The sequence below is a fragment of the Streptomyces rubiginosohelvolus genome, from assembly GCF_014649875.1.
Lineage (GTDB): Bacteria > Actinomycetota > Actinomycetes > Streptomycetales > Streptomycetaceae > Streptomyces > Streptomyces rubiginosohelvolus.
The window spans coordinates 491,402-504,700 of sequence record NZ_BMTW01000001.1 but is presented as its reverse complement, the minus strand read 5'-3'; the positions used below and the strand labels follow the sequence as shown (position 1 = coordinate 504,700).

At 70.8% G+C, this 13,299-nt stretch carries 16 protein-coding genes, 3 tRNA genes and 1 pseudogene; 12 read left to right on the top strand and 8 right to left on the bottom strand.

The window, feature by feature from the left end; translation table 11 throughout:
• Positions 1 to 23 precede the first annotated feature (23 nt).
• From mscL to IE134_RS02385, 4 genes are all read left to right on the top strand, one after another.
• Positions 24 to 482 (top strand): large conductance mechanosensitive channel protein MscL, encoded by a 459-nt coding sequence (mscL, locus tag IE134_RS02400; protein ID WP_030709212.1) that lies wholly within the window; start codon positions 24 to 26, stop codon positions 480 to 482.
• A gap of 259 nt (positions 483 to 741) precedes the next feature.
• Entirely contained in the window at positions 742 to 1,605 is an 864-nt protein-coding gene (gene htpX, locus IE134_RS02395; RefSeq protein WP_003967017.1) for a zinc metalloprotease HtpX, read from the top strand.
• The gene (locus IE134_RS02390; RefSeq protein ID WP_030709210.1) at positions 1,602 to 1,994 is read left to right on the top strand and encodes a YccF domain-containing protein; all 393 of its coding nucleotides are present in this window, start codon (positions 1,602 to 1,604) and stop codon (positions 1,992 to 1,994) included. The genes htpX and IE134_RS02390 overlap by 4 nt, the downstream gene beginning before the upstream one ends.
• An 88-nt stretch (positions 1,995 to 2,082) precedes the next feature.
• Positions 2,083 to 2,355 (top strand): GlsB/YeaQ/YmgE family stress response membrane protein, encoded by a 273-nt coding sequence (locus IE134_RS02385; RefSeq protein WP_030709208.1) that lies wholly within the window; start codon positions 2,083 to 2,085, stop codon positions 2,353 to 2,355.
• Between the two features lie 31 nt (positions 2,356 to 2,386).
• On the opposite strand, the gene IE134_RS02380 is transcribed toward IE134_RS02385, so the two are convergent.
• From IE134_RS02380 to IE134_RS02360, 5 genes are all read right to left on the bottom strand, one after another.
• A complete protein-coding gene (locus tag IE134_RS02380) occupies positions 2,387 to 3,046 on the bottom strand; it encodes an alpha-ketoglutarate-dependent dioxygenase AlkB family protein (RefSeq protein WP_030709206.1) in 660 nt (219 codons plus the stop codon).
• Between the two features lie 74 nt (positions 3,047 to 3,120).
• Positions 3,121 to 3,642 carry a methylated-DNA--[protein]-cysteine S-methyltransferase gene (locus IE134_RS02375; RefSeq protein ID WP_030709205.1) on the bottom strand — a complete coding sequence of 174 codons (522 nt, stop codon included), beginning with the start codon at positions 3,640 to 3,642 and terminating at the stop codon, positions 3,121 to 3,123.
• Positions 3,643 to 3,823: 181 nt separating this feature from the next.
• Positions 3,824 to 4,312 carry a YajQ family cyclic di-GMP-binding protein gene (locus tag IE134_RS02370; RefSeq protein ID WP_010056669.1) on the bottom strand — a complete coding sequence of 163 codons (489 nt, stop codon included), beginning with the start codon at positions 4,310 to 4,312 and terminating at the stop codon, positions 3,824 to 3,826.
• 325 nt (positions 4,313 to 4,637) lie between these two features.
• Positions 4,638 to 5,294 (bottom strand): SDR family oxidoreductase, encoded by a 657-nt coding sequence (locus IE134_RS02365; protein WP_030709204.1) that lies wholly within the window; start codon positions 5,292 to 5,294, stop codon positions 4,638 to 4,640.
• 34 nt (positions 5,295 to 5,328) lie between these two features.
• Positions 5,329 to 6,624 carry an amidohydrolase family protein gene (locus IE134_RS02360; protein ID WP_097880416.1) on the bottom strand — a complete coding sequence of 432 codons (1,296 nt, stop codon included), beginning with the start codon at positions 6,622 to 6,624 and terminating at the stop codon, positions 5,329 to 5,331.
• A gap of 255 nt (positions 6,625 to 6,879) precedes the next feature.
• On the opposite strand from IE134_RS02360, the gene IE134_RS02355 reads away from it, so the two are divergent.
• The 6 genes from IE134_RS02355 (at position 6,880) to IE134_RS02330 (ending at position 9,470) form a co-directional block, all read left to right on the top strand.
• Positions 6,880 to 6,952 (top strand) — tRNA-Thr (locus IE134_RS02355).
• Positions 6,953 to 6,997: 45 nt separating this feature from the next.
• Positions 6,998 to 7,070: transfer RNA gene (locus IE134_RS02350), tRNA-Met, on the top strand.
• An 88-nt stretch (positions 7,071 to 7,158) separates the two neighbouring features.
• Complete coding sequence (gene rpmG, locus IE134_RS02345; protein ID WP_003956487.1) at positions 7,159 to 7,323, top strand: 50S ribosomal protein L33; 165 nt, start codon at positions 7,159 to 7,161, stop codon at positions 7,321 to 7,323.
• Between the two features lie 124 nt (positions 7,324 to 7,447).
• Positions 7,448 to 7,900 (top strand): MaoC family dehydratase N-terminal domain-containing protein, encoded by a 453-nt coding sequence (locus IE134_RS02340; RefSeq protein WP_010058828.1) that lies wholly within the window; start codon positions 7,448 to 7,450, stop codon positions 7,898 to 7,900.
• Positions 7,900 to 8,328: a MaoC family dehydratase gene (locus IE134_RS02335; protein ID WP_006126862.1), complete on the top strand. Its 429-nt coding sequence runs from the start codon at positions 7,900 to 7,902 to the stop codon at positions 8,326 to 8,328. The genes IE134_RS02340 and IE134_RS02335 overlap by 1 nt, the downstream gene beginning before the upstream one ends.
• An 86-nt stretch (positions 8,329 to 8,414) precedes the next feature.
• On the top strand, positions 8,415 to 9,470 hold the full coding sequence (locus IE134_RS02330; RefSeq protein WP_030709200.1) for a UDP-N-acetylmuramate dehydrogenase: 1,056 nt from the start codon (positions 8,415 to 8,417) through the stop codon (positions 9,468 to 9,470).
• 21 nt (positions 9,471 to 9,491) lie between these two features.
• Here the strand turns inward: IE134_RS02330 and IE134_RS02325 are convergent.
• Positions 9,492 to 9,910, bottom strand: a pseudogene (locus IE134_RS02325) (NAD(P)-dependent oxidoreductase); the annotation flags it as partial.
• Between the two features lie 100 nt (positions 9,911 to 10,010).
• On the opposite strand from IE134_RS02325, the gene IE134_RS02320 reads away from it, so the two are divergent.
• A complete protein-coding gene (locus IE134_RS02320; RefSeq protein ID WP_098016907.1) occupies positions 10,011 to 10,601 on the top strand; it encodes a TetR/AcrR family transcriptional regulator in 591 nt (196 codons plus the stop codon).
• Here IE134_RS02320 and IE134_RS02315 read toward each other — a convergent pair.
• The gene (locus IE134_RS02315; protein WP_097880422.1) at positions 10,594 to 11,607 is read right to left on the bottom strand and encodes an adenosine deaminase; all 1,014 of its coding nucleotides are present in this window, start codon (positions 11,605 to 11,607) and stop codon (positions 10,594 to 10,596) included. The two genes, IE134_RS02320 and IE134_RS02315, sit on opposite strands and share 8 nt — an antisense overlap.
• 128 nt (positions 11,608 to 11,735) lie before the next feature.
• The gene (locus IE134_RS02310; RefSeq protein ID WP_030709194.1) at positions 11,736 to 12,962 is read right to left on the bottom strand and encodes a pyridoxal phosphate-dependent aminotransferase; all 1,227 of its coding nucleotides are present in this window, start codon (positions 12,960 to 12,962) and stop codon (positions 11,736 to 11,738) included.
• A 212-nt stretch (positions 12,963 to 13,174) separates the two neighbouring features.
• Between IE134_RS02310 and IE134_RS02305 the strand changes: the two genes are divergently transcribed.
• Positions 13,175 to 13,247, top strand: a tRNA-Trp gene (locus IE134_RS02305).
• Positions 13,248 to 13,299: the final 52 nt, after the last annotated feature.

Here is a 13,299-nt window from a genome sequence, read left to right as displayed (position 1 = left end):
CGGGAAAACGAGGAGAGAGAGCAGTGCTGAACGGGTTCAAGGACTTCATCCTGCGCGGGAACGTCATCTCGATGGCGATCGGTCTCGCCATCGGTGCCGCCTTCACCGCGGTCGTCACCGGCTTCAGCAACGCCTTCATCACCCCGCTGATCGGCCTCGCCACCCGCGGCACCGGCGACTTCAGCAAGGCCCACTACACGGTCGACGGGGTCGACTTCCCCTACGGCCTCTTCGTCAGCGCCGCCATCGCCTTCATCATCACCGCCGCGGTCCTCTACTTCTGCGTCGTGGTCCCCATGGCCAAGGTCCAGAACCGCTTCGCGAAGGAAGAGGCCGTCGACATCAAGGCCGCCCTCCGCGACTGCCCGCGCTGCTTCAGCGAGATCCCCGCCGTCGCCTCCCGCTGCGGCCACTGCACCAGCGAGGTCGAGCCCGACGCCGAGGCCCTCTCCCTCGCCAAGCTCCCGGCACAGCAGCACTGACCCAGCACGGCAGTACCGCCCCACCGAGTCACCCCGCACCATCAGGACGGCCTGCCGCCACCCGTACGGCCCAGCGTCACTCCGTACGGGGCCGGGGGCCCGACCGGCGCGAACACGCGGCACAGCCCCCGCCCTCCAGCCGCACGCACAAGGGAACTAGCTCCTCTCGCCTGGCGTTGACCAGTACAGGAGGCTCCACTGGGGAGTGGAGCACCACCATGCAAAGGGTTCCCCTGCTGCACCACTTGGAGGGCGTACCGTGCACCGCCGGCACAACGGGCTCAAGACCGCCGTACTCCTCGGGGGACTGTCCGCACTCATCATCGTCATCGGCAGCTTCTTCGGACGTACGGGACTGATCGTCGCGCTCCTGGTCGCCGTCGGCACCAACGCGTACGCGTACTGGAACAGCGACAAACTGGCCCTGCGGGCCATGCGCGCCCGGCCCGTCAGCGAGTTCGAGGCGCCGCAGCTCTACCGCATCGTGCGCGAGCTCTCCACGGCCGCCCGTCAGCCCATGCCGCGCCTCTACATCTCCCCGACCCAGGCGCCCAACGCCTTCGCCACCGGGCGCAACCCGCGCAACGCCGCCGTCTGCTGCACCGAGGGCATCCTCCAGATCCTCGACGAACGCGAGCTGCGCGGCGTCCTCGGCCATGAGCTCAGCCATGTCTACAACCGTGACATCCTCATCTCGTCCGTCGCCGGAGCCCTCGCCTCCGTCGTGATGTTCCTGGTCAACTTCGCCTGGCTCATCCCGGTGGGCCGCTCCAACGATGACGAGGGGCCCGGCCTCCTCGGCATGCTCCTGATCATGATCCTGGGGCCGCTCGCCGCCTCCGTCATCCAGCTCGCCGTCAGCCGCTCCCGGGAGTACGAGGCCGACGCCTCCGGGGCCCAGCTCACCGGTGACCCACTGGCGCTCGCCAGCGCCCTGCGCAAGCTCGACGCCGGGACGAAACAGCTCCCGCTGCCGCCCGAGCCCAGGATCGAGACCGCGAGCCACATGATGATCGCGAACCCCTTCCGCCCCGGTCAGGGGATGGCGAAAATGTTCTCGACGCACCCGCCGATGGCGGAGCGCATCGCCCGACTCGAACAGATGGCAGGTCATCGCCCGTGAAAACCATCCTGAACATCATCTGGCTGATTCTCTGCGGATTCTGGATGTTCCTCGGCTACCTGCTCGCGGGCGTCCTGCTCTGCATCACCATCATCGGCATCCCCTTCGGTGTGGCCGCCTTCCGGATCGGCGTCTACGCCCTCTGGCCGTTCGGCTACACCGTCGTCGACCGCCGGGACGCGGGCTCGCCCTCCTGCGTGGGCAACGTCCTCTGGCTGGTCCTCGCCGGCTGGTGGCTCGCCCTCGGCCACATCACCACTGGCATCGCGCTGTGCATCACGATCATCGGGATCCCGCTGGGCATCGCCAACTTCAAGCTGATCCCTGTCTCCCTCATGCCCTTCGGCAAGGAGATCGTCCCCTCGGACCAGCCCTTCGCCACCCGCTGACCGGCCGAGTCCGGCGACCCCCGAGCAACCGAACACCTGCCCGCCGCGTCTGTGATTTCAAGACGAAGCAAGGGGTAGGGGCAGCGACATGGGCATCATCAGTTGGATCATTCTCGGCCTGCTCGCCGGACTCATAGCCAAGATCCTCCTCCCGGGACGCGACCCGGGCGGCATCATCGGCACCACCCTCATCGGCATCGCCGGGGCCTTCGTCGGCGGCTGGCTCTCCAGCCAGTTCCTCGACCGCCCCATCAGCAACGACTTCTACGACACCACGACCTGGATCGCCGCCATCGCCGGCTCCCTGGTCCTGCTGATCGCCTACCGGCTGCTGTTCGGCCACTCCCGCGACCGCCGCTGACCGCCGCCGACCGGGGGCGGGCCACGCTGTCCTACGCGTCCCCCGATGCCATCCCGGTCTCCCGCAACGTCAGATTCAACCGGCCGGCCCGCAGCCCCGCTGCCGGGTCGGCCGTTCCCGTGTACACCTTCGGGACGCCGTGGAACGCGAACCGCGACGGTCCGCCGAAGACGAACAGATCCCCGGACGCCAACTCCACATCCGTGTACGGCTGCCCGCGTCCCTCCGTGTTCCCGAAGCGGAACACACACCTCGCTCCGATGCTCAACGACACCACAGGAGCGTCCGACCGCTCCTCCTTGTCCTGGTGCATCCCCATCCGCGCGGCGTCGTCATAGAAGTTGATCAGTGCGGTGTCCGGCGCGAACGCCTGTGCCGCGTCCTCGTTCCCGTACGCCTCGGCCACCGCCGCCCGCCCCAGGTCGCCCAGCCAGTCCGGGAAAGCGGCCACCCGGGCGCCGTTCACATCGTCGGCCGTACGCGCGTACCGGTACGGCTGCCAGTGCCACCCCAGGCACACCGTCCGCACCGACATCACACCGCCGCCCGGCAGCAGGGTGTGCCGGAACGGGACCGGCCCCCGCGCCCACTGACGGCACGCCACCACCAACTCCGCCCGCTGCTCCGCCGAAAGCCACTCCGGCACATGGACGGCCCCCGGCGCCACGACCGTACGCGGCCGCCGGAACAGACCGTCGGAGGAGAAACCGTCGGAGGAAAGGCCGCCGGAGGAAGGGCCGTCGGAGGGCGGCGGGGGCGCGGGCGTCACGACTCCGACCGCCCCGCCCCACCCTCGATCCCCAGCAGCAGCTTCTTCCGCTCCAGCCCGCCCGCGTACCCCCGCAGCGCCCCGTCCGCCCCGATCACCCGGTGGCACGGCCGCACGACCAGCAGCGGATTGCGCCCGATCGCCGTGCCCACGGCCCGCACCCCCGCGCCCGAGGCGCCGACCCGCGCCGCGACCTCCCCGTACGACACCGTGCTGCCGTACGGAATCGACTCCAGCACCGCCCAGACCCGCCGCTGGAACTCCGTGCCCACACCCTCGGCCAGCGGCACGTCGAACCGCGTCGAACGACCCGCGAAGTACGCCTCCAACTGCCGCACTACGTCCGTGAACGCCTCGGGGGCGTACCGCCAGCCGTCCTGGACGGCCACGCCGCCCTTCTGGCCGGGCACGGACAGCGAACGCAGCCGGACACCACAGGACCCGCCCGCCGTCGCCTCGCCGACCAGCAGCAACTCGCCCAGCGGGCTCTCCACCCGCGCGTACACCGTCGTCGTCATGCCTTCTCACTTCCCCGGTCCGTACGGTCAGTCTGCGCCCGTCCGCCCCACCGTCACCGGCGGTATCCGGACATCGCATCCGCGCGCTTTGTACGTCCCGCACGGGCCGGAAACACGGAGAGGCACGCCGTCGAGGTCGGCCCCGGCGGTGTGCCCCCGCTGTGTACGGCAGTTGCCGTGACTACCGGTAGTTCACGAACTGGATCGCGAACTCGAAGTCCTTGCCCTTCAGCAGCGCCTGAACGGCCTGGAGGTCGTCCCGGCTCTTCGAGCTGACGCGCAGCTCGTCGCCCTGGACCTGCGCCTTGACGCCCTTCGGGCCCTCGTCGCGGATCGTCTTCGCCACCTTCTTGGCGTTCTCCTGGGAGATGCCTTCCTCGATCGTGGCGAAGATCTTGTACTCCTTGCCGGAGAGCTGCGGCTCACCGGCGTCCAGCGACTTCAGCGAGATGCCGCGCTTGATCAGCTTGGACTGGAAGATGTCGAGGATGGCCTTGACCCGCTCCTCGCCGTTCGCCTCCATCAGGATCTTCTCGCCCGACCACGAGATCGAGGCGCCCGTGCCCTTGAAGTCGTAACGCTGGGAGATCTCCTTGGCGGCCTGGTTGAGGGCGTTGTCGACCTCCTGCCGCTCGACCTTCGAGACGATGTCGAAACTGGAGTCGGCCATGACGTGTGGCTCCTTGCGTCGAATGTGCGTGGGGATACAGGCCAAAGCCTAGCCACCGCCGCACCCTCCGGGCGCTGATCAATGAGGTGGCGGAGCACCCCTGGCCATCGGGTATTGTTTACGTCGTCGCCAAGGAGCTCACCACGAGATCCAACGCGTCGTTCGAGGCGGTGTGGCTCAGCCTACCCAGGTTCGAACCCTGGCGCCGCCACGCGAACGAAGCCCCCGACCGGTTATCCGGTCGGGGGCTTCCTCGTTGTCCGGAGCATCCGGCGCAGCTGTCCGGAGCCCGTCGCGGGCGACCGGTCCGGCCGCCCGCGAGGCCTCAGTTGCCCGCGACGTCCTTCACGGCCACCGTCACCGGCACGTTCCCGGAGATCGCCTCCAGGGTGAGGCCCGCCGTCGCCGGGGTGTCCAGCAGTTCCAGCAGCGTGGCCGCCACGTCGTCGCGGGGGATCGGGCCACGGCCCGTCGATGCGGCCAGGAGGACCTGGCCGGTGCCCGCGTCATTCGTCAGCATGCCGGGGCGCAGGATCGTCCAGTCCAGCGCGGTACGGGAGCGTACGGCCGCGTCCGCGGCGCCCTTGGCCCGCAGATACACGTCGAAGACCTCGTCGCCGGGGTGGTCGGGGTCGGCGCCCATCGAGGAGACGACGAGGTAGCGGCGCACGCCCGCCGCCTCGGCCGCGTCGGCGAACAGCACGGCCGCGTCGCGGTCGACGGTGTCCTTGCGGGCGGTGCCGCTGTTCGGCCCGGCGCCCGCCGCGAAGACGGCCGCGTCCGCGCCGCGCAGCACCTGTGCGGTCTCCTCCACGGTGGCCGATTCGAGGTCCAGCACGACGGGTTCGGCGCCGGCGTCGGTGAGGTCCTGACTCTGTTGGGGGTTGCGGATGATCCCTACGGCTTCATCCCCGCGTGCGGCGAGCAGCCGCTCCAGCCGCAGTGCGATCTGTCCGTGTCCACCTGCGATGACAATGCGCATACCCCCGACCGTACGCCCGGGGACCGGGTCGCGCTCAGTTCCTCGGCCCGGCGCCGGGGTCGGGCCGGCCCTGGCGCGGCAGTCCGCCGAGGCCCGCGGCGGGGTCGGCGTCGGAGTCGCAGTACTCGCGTACGGCGCTGGTACGGGCCACGATCCGGCCGCGGTGGATGACGATGCGGCTGTACGCGAGGGAGAGCGCCGCGGAGAGCCGTTCGCCGCGTACGGCGAGGAGTTCGGCCGGGAAGCCCGCCTCGACGCGTACGTCGGGCAGGCCGAGTGCCGCACGGGCGCTCGTGGAGACCAGGGCGTACGCCTGCTCGGCGCGCAGCCCCGCCTGCGAGGCGAGGAGGTAGGCGGCTTCGAGCGGATCGCCGCGGCCGACCGGGTTGGCCGTGTCCCGCAGCGCGCCGCTGCCCGCCGTGACGTGCACGCCGGCGGAGCGCAGAAGGCGTACGGGGGCGGTCGTACGGCGCTCGGAACCGGCGCAGCCGCCCTGGGGCAGGCAGACCACGGTGATCCCGGCGGCGGCGAGCCGGTCGGCGGCGCGGGCCGCGGCGTCCAGGGGCAGGTGGGCCAGACCCGCGCAGGGGCCGAGGGCGACACCCGGGCGCAGCCCCGCGGCCATCGCGGCGAGCCGGGCCAGGCGGGCGGGGTCGTCGGCGTCGGTGTGCAGGTCCACGGGGCAGCCGTGCTCGGCGGCGATCTCCAGGACGGCTTCGGTGTAGCCCGTGGGGTCGGGGTCGAGGTCGGGGCAGCCGCCGACGACGGCCGCGCCCATCTTCACCGCGTCCCTGAGCATCGCGAGGCTGTCCGCTCCGGCGATGCCGGTGAGGAGCCGGGGGACCGCGACGGGCATCACATCGGCGAGGCCGCGCAGGGCGCGCCGGGTCTGCAGGACGGCTTCGAGCGGGGCGAGGCCCTGGACGTCGCCGACGCGGACGTGGGTGCGCAGGGCGGTGGCGCCGTGGCCGAGCTGGAGGAGGGCCGCCTCCGTGGCGCGGCGCTGGATGTCCTCGGCGCGGTGGGACGCGGGGCCCGGGCTGTCGGGGCCCAGGCTGTCCGCGGTGAGGGCGGTGTCGCTGTGGGCGTGGGGCTCGGCCGGGGCGGGGAGCAGCAGATAGCCGCGGAGGTCGATCCGGGGGCCGCGGGCGGTGAGGCTGCCCGCGGTGCCGACGGCCTCGATCCGGCTGCCGCTCAGGCGTACGTCCACGGCCCGGCCGTCGGCGAGGCGGGCGCCGCCGAGGACGAGGGCGGGGGTGTCGGCGGTGGTGGCTGCGTCTGCGCTGTCGGGCGCGTTGTCGTCGGGCCGCCGTGGCTGGCTGTCAGGCATCGCGCTCCTGGGAGGGGTGCAAGATCACACGGAGTGACCACACCCTAGGGGCGTGCGGGGGCGGCTTCCGGGAGGAGCGGAATAGTCGTACCGGTGCGCCTGCGCCGACCCCGGAGCGGGCCGGGTCCGCGGTCGGACGCGTCCTGGATCAAGGCCTGATCAGGGGGTGTGGGAGGCCCCGGACAGGGGGCCGGAGGGTGCGGCACAAACGGATTTGGGCAACCGGCCGAGGACCGTGTAATGTCTTCATCGCTCGCCCCAATAGCTCAGTCGGTAGAGCGTCTCCATGGTAAGGAGAAGGTCTGCGGTTCGATTCCGCATTGGGGCTCTGGTGATCGGGAAACCCCGCTTCGGCGGGGGGACTCATCATCAAAGCGGTGTAGCTCAGTCGGTAGAGCAAGCGGCTCATAATCGCTGTGTCACCGGTTCAAGTCCGGTCACCGCTACTAACGGTAGCCGATTGTTGGGTCGGTCCTTCGATCGGCTACCCTTTTATGCGTTCATCCGTCCAACGTCCGTCCAAGGAGCACTCACGTGGCTGCCACCGACGTCCGCCCGAAGATCACGCTGGCCTGCGTGGAGTGCAAGGAGCGGAACTACATCACCAAGAAGAACCGGCGTAACAACCCGGACCGTCTTGAGATGAAGAAGCACTGCCCGCGCTGCAACTCGCACACCGCGCACCGCGAAACGCGCTGAATCAGGCTCGTACACGAGGCCGTCCCCTCTGGGGGCGGCCTCGTGTCGTTGTATGAGGTCGCTCCCCGCACGGGGGCGGGCCCTTGTTCGTCTTTCACCAGGTTTCTCAGGAGGTAGCGAGCTCATGGCGCTCGACCAGTCCTTCGTGGGGCGGACCTATCCGCCCACTCCGGCGTACGAGGTCGGCCGGGAGAAGATCCGCGAGTTCGCCGAGGCGGTGGGTGACACCCACCCGGCGTACGTCGACCGGGAGGCCGCCCGTGCGCTCGGTCACGCCGATGTGATCGCGCCGCCCACGTTCGTCTTCTCGATCACCTACCGGGCCGCCGGAGTGGTGGTGCAGGACCCGCAGCTGGGCCTGGACTACAGCCGCGTGGTCCACGGGGACCAGAAGTTCCGTTACGTGCGCCCGGTGCGGGCGGGGGACCGGCTGACGGTCACGTCGACGATCGAGAGCATCAAGTCCCTGGCGGGCAACGACGTTCTCGACATTCGCGGGGATGTGCACGACGAGGCCGGCGAGCTGGTGGTCACGGCGGTCACGAAGCTGGTGGCGCGCGCCGCCGAGGAGGCGTGATGACGGCGAAGGTCTCTTACGGGTCGGTCGAGGTCGGCACGGAGCTGCCGGCGCAGTCGTTCCCGGTGACGCGGGCCACGCTCGTGCAGTACGCGGGCGCCTCGGGCGACTTCAACCCGATCCACTGGAACGAGAAGTTCGCGCGCGAGGTCGGACTGCCGGACGTGATCGCGCACGGCATGTTCACGATGGCCGAGGCGGTCCGGGTCGTCACGGACTGGGCCGGCGACCCGGGCGCGGTCGTCGACTACGGGGTGCGGTTCACCAAGCCGGTCGTCGTGCCCAACGACGACAAGGGTGCGCTGATCGAGGTCAGCGGCAAGGTCGCGGCGAAGCTGGACGACAACCTGGTCCGGGTGGACCTGGTCGCGATGTGCGACGGCAAGAAGGTGCTGGGGATGTCCCGGGCCGTGGTCCGGCTCGCCTGAGACGCGGCCGTCCGAGCCGCCGGACCCCGGCGTACGGTCCGTGGCCCCGCACGAGCGGCGGGGGCGCGGACCGTACTCTTGTCCCCGTGCAGGAACTCCACGACGCTCCCCTCGCCCCCCTGACCACCTTCCGGCTCGGCGGCCCCGCCGCCCGGCTGCTGACCGCCACGACCGACGCCGAGGTGATCGCGGCCGTCCGCGAGGCCGACGCGAGCGGCACCCCGCTGCTGATCGTCGGCGGCGGCTCCAACCTGGTCATCGGGGACAAGGGCTTCGACGGCACGGCGCTGCGCATCGCCACGAAGGGCTTCGAGCTCTCCGGTACGTCACTGGAGCTGGCGGCCGGAGAAGTGTGGACCGACGCCGTCGCCCGGACCGTCGAGGCGGGCCTCGCGGGCATCGAGTGCCTGGCTGGCATCCCCGGATCGGCGGGCGCGACACCCATTCAGAACGTCGGCGCGTACGGACAGGAGGTGTCCTCCACCATCACGGAGGTCGTCGCCTACGACCGGAGCACCCAGGAGACCGTGACGATTCCGAACACGGAGTGCGCGTTCTCGTACCGTCACAGCCGCTTCAAGGCCGAACCCGACCGCTTCGTGGTGCTGCGTGTCCGATTCGAGCTGGAAGAGGCGAACGGGCTTTCCGCGCCCCTGAAGTACCCCGAAACGGCCAGGGCCATGGGCGTCGAGCAGGGCGACCGCGTCCCGCTGCCGGACGCCCGTGAGACCGTCCTGCGGCTGCGTGCGGGCAAGGGCATGGTGCTGGACGCGGAGGATCACGACACCTGGTCCGCGGGGTCCTTCTTCACCAACCCGATCCTCGAACCGGCCGCGTTCCAGGAGTTCCTCGGCCGGGTCCATGACCGCCTCGGGCCGGACGTGACGCCCCCGGCGTTCCCCGCTGAGGACGGCCGTACCAAGACCTCGGCGGCCTGGCTGATCGACCGGGCCGGATTCACCAAGGGGTACGGCAGCGGCCCCGCCCGGATCTCCACCAAGCACACCCTCGCCCTCACCAACCGGGGCGCGGCCACCACCGAGGACCTGCTCGCCCTGGCCCGCGAGGTCGTCGCGGGGGTGCACGCGGCCTTCGGCGTCACCCTGGTCAACGAGCCGGTGACGGTCGGCGTCAGCCTCTAGGGGCGCGCGGGGCGTACGCGCTCAGTACGCGATGCCCACGCCCTGCTTCACGGCCGCCGGGTCGTCGATCAGCGCGAGCATCGCGTGCGCCACGTCGGCCCGGGAGACGGTCCGGCTGCTGCGCGGCGTGCCGCCCACGGCCTTCCGGTAGACACCCGTGCGCGGCCCGTCCGTCAGCCTCGGCGGGCGCACCGCGGTCCAGTCCGTCGCGCCGGCGGCAGCACCGCCTCCATCCGGGCGAGATCGGCGTACAGCTCCGCCAGAACCGCGCCGACCGCCTTGCGGGAGAGCCGGTCGATCAGCGGATCGCCCGGCGCCTGGGGGCCCACCGGAACCGCGCTCACCACCACCAGCCGCCGGGTGCCCTCGGCCTCCATCGCCGCCACGATCCGCCGGGTCAGCCGCTCGGCGACCCCGTTTGCCTTCCGGCCCGGGGATCCTCATAGCGCGCTCCGGGGTGGGTGAGTATTTACTAACCTCTAGAGTGGGTCCCCCCGCCCGGTCGTCAAGATCTCCGGGTCACGGCCTGTTGGAGTACGTATGGACCAGAAGCCCACCCGCGTCCGGATCGTCGACGCGGCGCACGAGCTGATGCTCTCCATCGGCCTCGCCCGGACCACCACCAAGGAGATCGCCAAGGCGGCCGGCTGCTCGGAGGCGGCGCTCTACAAATACTTCTCCGGCAAGGAGGACCTGTTCGTCACCGTCCTCGCGGAGCGGCTGCCCCGGCTCGGGGGTCTCCTCACCGAACTGACCGCCGGGCAGGGCGCCGTCGAGGGGAACCTGACCGAGATCGCCCGACAGGCCGCCCTGTTCTACGAGCAGACCTTCCCGATGGCCGCCTCCCTGTACGCCGAACCCCAGCTCAAGCGCCGCCATGAGCAGGGCGTAGGAGGGCTGGAAGCCGGGCCCCACCTGCCGATCCAGCAGCTCGACGCCTATCTGCGCGCCGAACAGGGCGCGGGCCGCGTCCGGGCCGACGCCGACACCTACGCGGCCGCCTCCCTGCTGCTGGGCGCCTGCGCCCAGCGGGCCTTCGCCTACGCGGCGCTTCCCGGCGGCGAACCCCCGCAGTCCCTGGACGACTTCGCCGCATCCCTCGCCCGCACCCTGCTGGGCGGAATCAGTTAGCCAGCCAGTCGTCGATCCCGGACAGCAGCTTCGCCTGTACGTCCACGGGGGCCGCCGATCCGCGCACCGACTGGCGGGCCAGCTCGGCCAGTTCCTCGTCGGTGAAGCCGTGGTGGCGGCGCACCAGCTCGTACTGGGCGGCGAGCCGCGAACCGAACAGCAGCGGATCGTCCGCTCCCAGCGCCATCGGCACGCCCGCGTCGAACAGAGTGCGCAAGGGGACATCGGCGGGCTTCTCGTAGACGCCGAGCGCCACATTGGACGACGGGCACACCTCGCAGGTGATCTGCCGCTCGGCGAGCCTGCGCAGCAGCCGGGGGTCCTCGGCGGCCCGCACACCGTGGCCGATCCGCGAGGCGTCCAGGTCGTCGAGGCAGTCGCGCACGCTGGAGGGCCCCGACAGCTCCCCGCCGTGCGGAGCGGCCAGCAGACCGCCGTCCCGGGCGATGGCGAAGGCCCGGTCGAAGTCGCGGGCCATCCCGCGCCGCTCGTCGTTGGAGAGCCCGAAGCCGACGACGCCCCGGTCGGCGTACCGCACGGCGAGCCGGGCCAGCGTGCGGGCGTCCAGCGGGTGCTTCATCCGGTTGGCGGCGATCACCACGCGCATGTCCAGGCCGGTGTCCCGGGAGGCGCTGTCCACGGCGTCCAGGATGATCTCGATGGCCGGGATGAGCCCGCCGAGCAGCGGGGCGTACGAGGTGGGGTCGACCTGGATCTCCAGCCAGCCGGAGCCGTCCGCGACGTCCTCCTGGGCGCTCTCGCGCACCAGGCGCTGGATGTCCTCGGGGGACCGCAGGCAGGACCGGGCGATGTCGTAGAGCCGCTGGAAACGGAACCAGCCGCGCTCGTCGGTCGCCCGCAGTTTCGGCGGCTCGCCGCCGGTCAGGGCGTCGGGGAGATGGACCCCGTACTTGTCGGCGAGTTCGAGCAGGGTGGTGGGCCGCATCGACCCGGTGAAGTGCAGGTGCAGGTGGGCCTTGGGCAACAGACGTACATCACGCTCCATCGGAAGATCCTGCCGCACGGGCGGGCCGGAGCGGTAGCCGCTTTCCCCTTCCGGGGGCTGCTCGAACAAAAAAAGCGCCCCCGGCCGGAGGGAATTCCACCGGCCGGGGGCACTGACGCGCGGGCTTCTCAGGCCTTGGCCTCGCCCAGCAGCTTCTGGATCCGCGAGACGCCCTCGATCAGGTCGTTGTCGCCCAGCGCGTAGGAAAGGCGCAGGTAGCCGGGGGTGCCGAAGGCCTCTCCGGGCACGACGGCGACCTCCGCCTCGTCCAGGATCAGAGCGGCCAGCTCGACCGTGGTGGCCGGGCGCTTGCCGCGGATCTCCTTGCCGAGCAGGTCCTTCACCGTCGGGTAGGCGTAGAACGCGCCCTCGGGCTCCGGGCAGAACACGCCGTCGATCTCGTTCAGCATCCGCACGATGAGGTTGCGGCGGCGGTCGAAGGCGGTACGCATCTCGGCGACGGCGTCCAGCGGGCCGGAGACGGCCGCGAGCGCGGCGACCTGGGCCACGTTGGAGACGTTGGAGGTGGCGTGCGACTGGAGGTTGGTCGCGGCCTTGACGACGTCCTTGGGGCCGATGATCCAGCCCACCCGCCAGCCGGTCATCGCGTACGTCTTGGCGACGCCGTTGACGACGATGCACTTGTCCCGCAGCTCCGGGACGATCGCCGGGAGCGAGGTGAAGGTCGCGTCGCCGTAGACGAGGTGCTCGTAGATCTCGTCGGTCAGGACCCACAGGCCGTGCTCGACGGCCCAGCGGCCGATCGCCTCGGCGTCGGCCTCGCTGTAGACCGCGCCGGTCGGGTTGGACGGCGAGACGAACAGGACGACCTTGGTCTTCTCGGTGCGCGCGGCCTCCAGCTGCTCGACGGAGACCCGGTAGCCGGTGGTCTCGTCCGCGACGACCTCGACCGGGACACCGCCGGCGAGCCGGATCGACTCGGGGTAGGTGGTCCAGTACGGGGCGGGGACGATGACCTCGTCGCCCGGGTCGAGGATCGCGGCGAAGGCCTCGTAGATGGCCTGCTTGCCGCCGTTGGTCACCAGGATCTGGCTGGCGTCGACCTCGTAGCCGGAGTCGCGCAGCGTCTTCTCCGCGATGGCGGCCTTGAGCTCGGGGAGCCCGCCCGCGGGGGTGTAGCGGTGGTACTTCGGGTTGCGGCAGGCCTCGACCGCGGCGTCGACGATGTAGTCGGGCGTCGGGAAGTCGGGTTCGCCGGCCCCGAAGCCGATCACCGGACGCCCGGCGGCCTTGAGGGCCTTGGCCTTGGCGTCGACGGCGAGGGTCGCGGACTCGGAGATCGCACCGATGCGGGCGGAAACCCGGCGCTCGGACGGTGAAGTTGCAGCGCTCATGGCCCCATGCTCGCAGACCGCGAAAGCCGTCGGCGCAGGGGTTTCAGGGACCGGACAGGACCTGGACAGCATCCGGACAGGACCGGTCGGTTGTTGTCTGTTCGACGCGGCGGCCCTGAGCACGTACACTCACCTGTCGTTGGCCTTCACCAGCCGCACCGTTCCTGCACCCGGTCACCGGGGAAGATGCGGTAGGTTGGTGGAAACCACCAAGGGTCGTAGCTCAATTGGTAGAGCACTGGTCTCCAAAACCAGCGGTTGGGGGTTCAAGTCCCTCCGGCCCTGCTACACACTCCTTCGCCAGGATGTGTGCGCATGTACGTACTTCATTGCACAG

What these genes read in the sequence shown, in the direction of transcription:
- IE134_RS02385 (WP_030709208.1), top strand. Translation starts at nt 2,083, where the DNA reads ATGGGCATCATCAGTTGGATCATTCTCGGCCTGCTCGCCGGACTCATA.
- IE134_RS02375 (WP_030709205.1), bottom strand. Translation starts at nt 3,642, where the DNA reads ATGACGACGACGGTGTACGCGCGGGTGGAGAGCCCGCTGGGCGAGTTG.
- IE134_RS02370 (WP_010056669.1), bottom strand. Translation starts at nt 4,312, where the DNA reads ATGGCCGACTCCAGTTTCGACATCGTCTCGAAGGTCGAGCGGCAGGAG.
- IE134_RS02365 (WP_030709204.1), bottom strand. Translation starts at nt 5,294, where the DNA reads ATGCGCATTGTCATCGCAGGTGGACACGGACAGATCGCACTGCGGCTG.
- IE134_RS02360 (WP_097880416.1), bottom strand. Translation starts at nt 6,624, where the DNA reads ATGCCTGACAGCCAGCCACGGCGGCCCGACGACAACGCGCCCGACAGC.
- IE134_RS02340 (WP_010058828.1), top strand. Translation starts at nt 7,448, where the DNA reads ATGGCGCTCGACCAGTCCTTCGTGGGGCGGACCTATCCGCCCACTCCG.
- IE134_RS02335 (WP_006126862.1), top strand. Translation starts at nt 7,900, where the DNA reads ATGACGGCGAAGGTCTCTTACGGGTCGGTCGAGGTCGGCACGGAGCTG.
- IE134_RS02320 (WP_098016907.1), top strand. Translation starts at nt 10,011, where the DNA reads ATGGACCAGAAGCCCACCCGCGTCCGGATCGTCGACGCGGCGCACGAG.
- IE134_RS02315 (WP_097880422.1), bottom strand. Translation starts at nt 11,607, where the DNA reads ATGGAGCGTGATGTACGTCTGTTGCCCAAGGCCCACCTGCACCTGCAC.
- IE134_RS02310 (WP_030709194.1), bottom strand. Translation starts at nt 12,962, where the DNA reads ATGAGCGCTGCAACTTCACCGTCCGAGCGCCGGGTTTCCGCCCGCATC.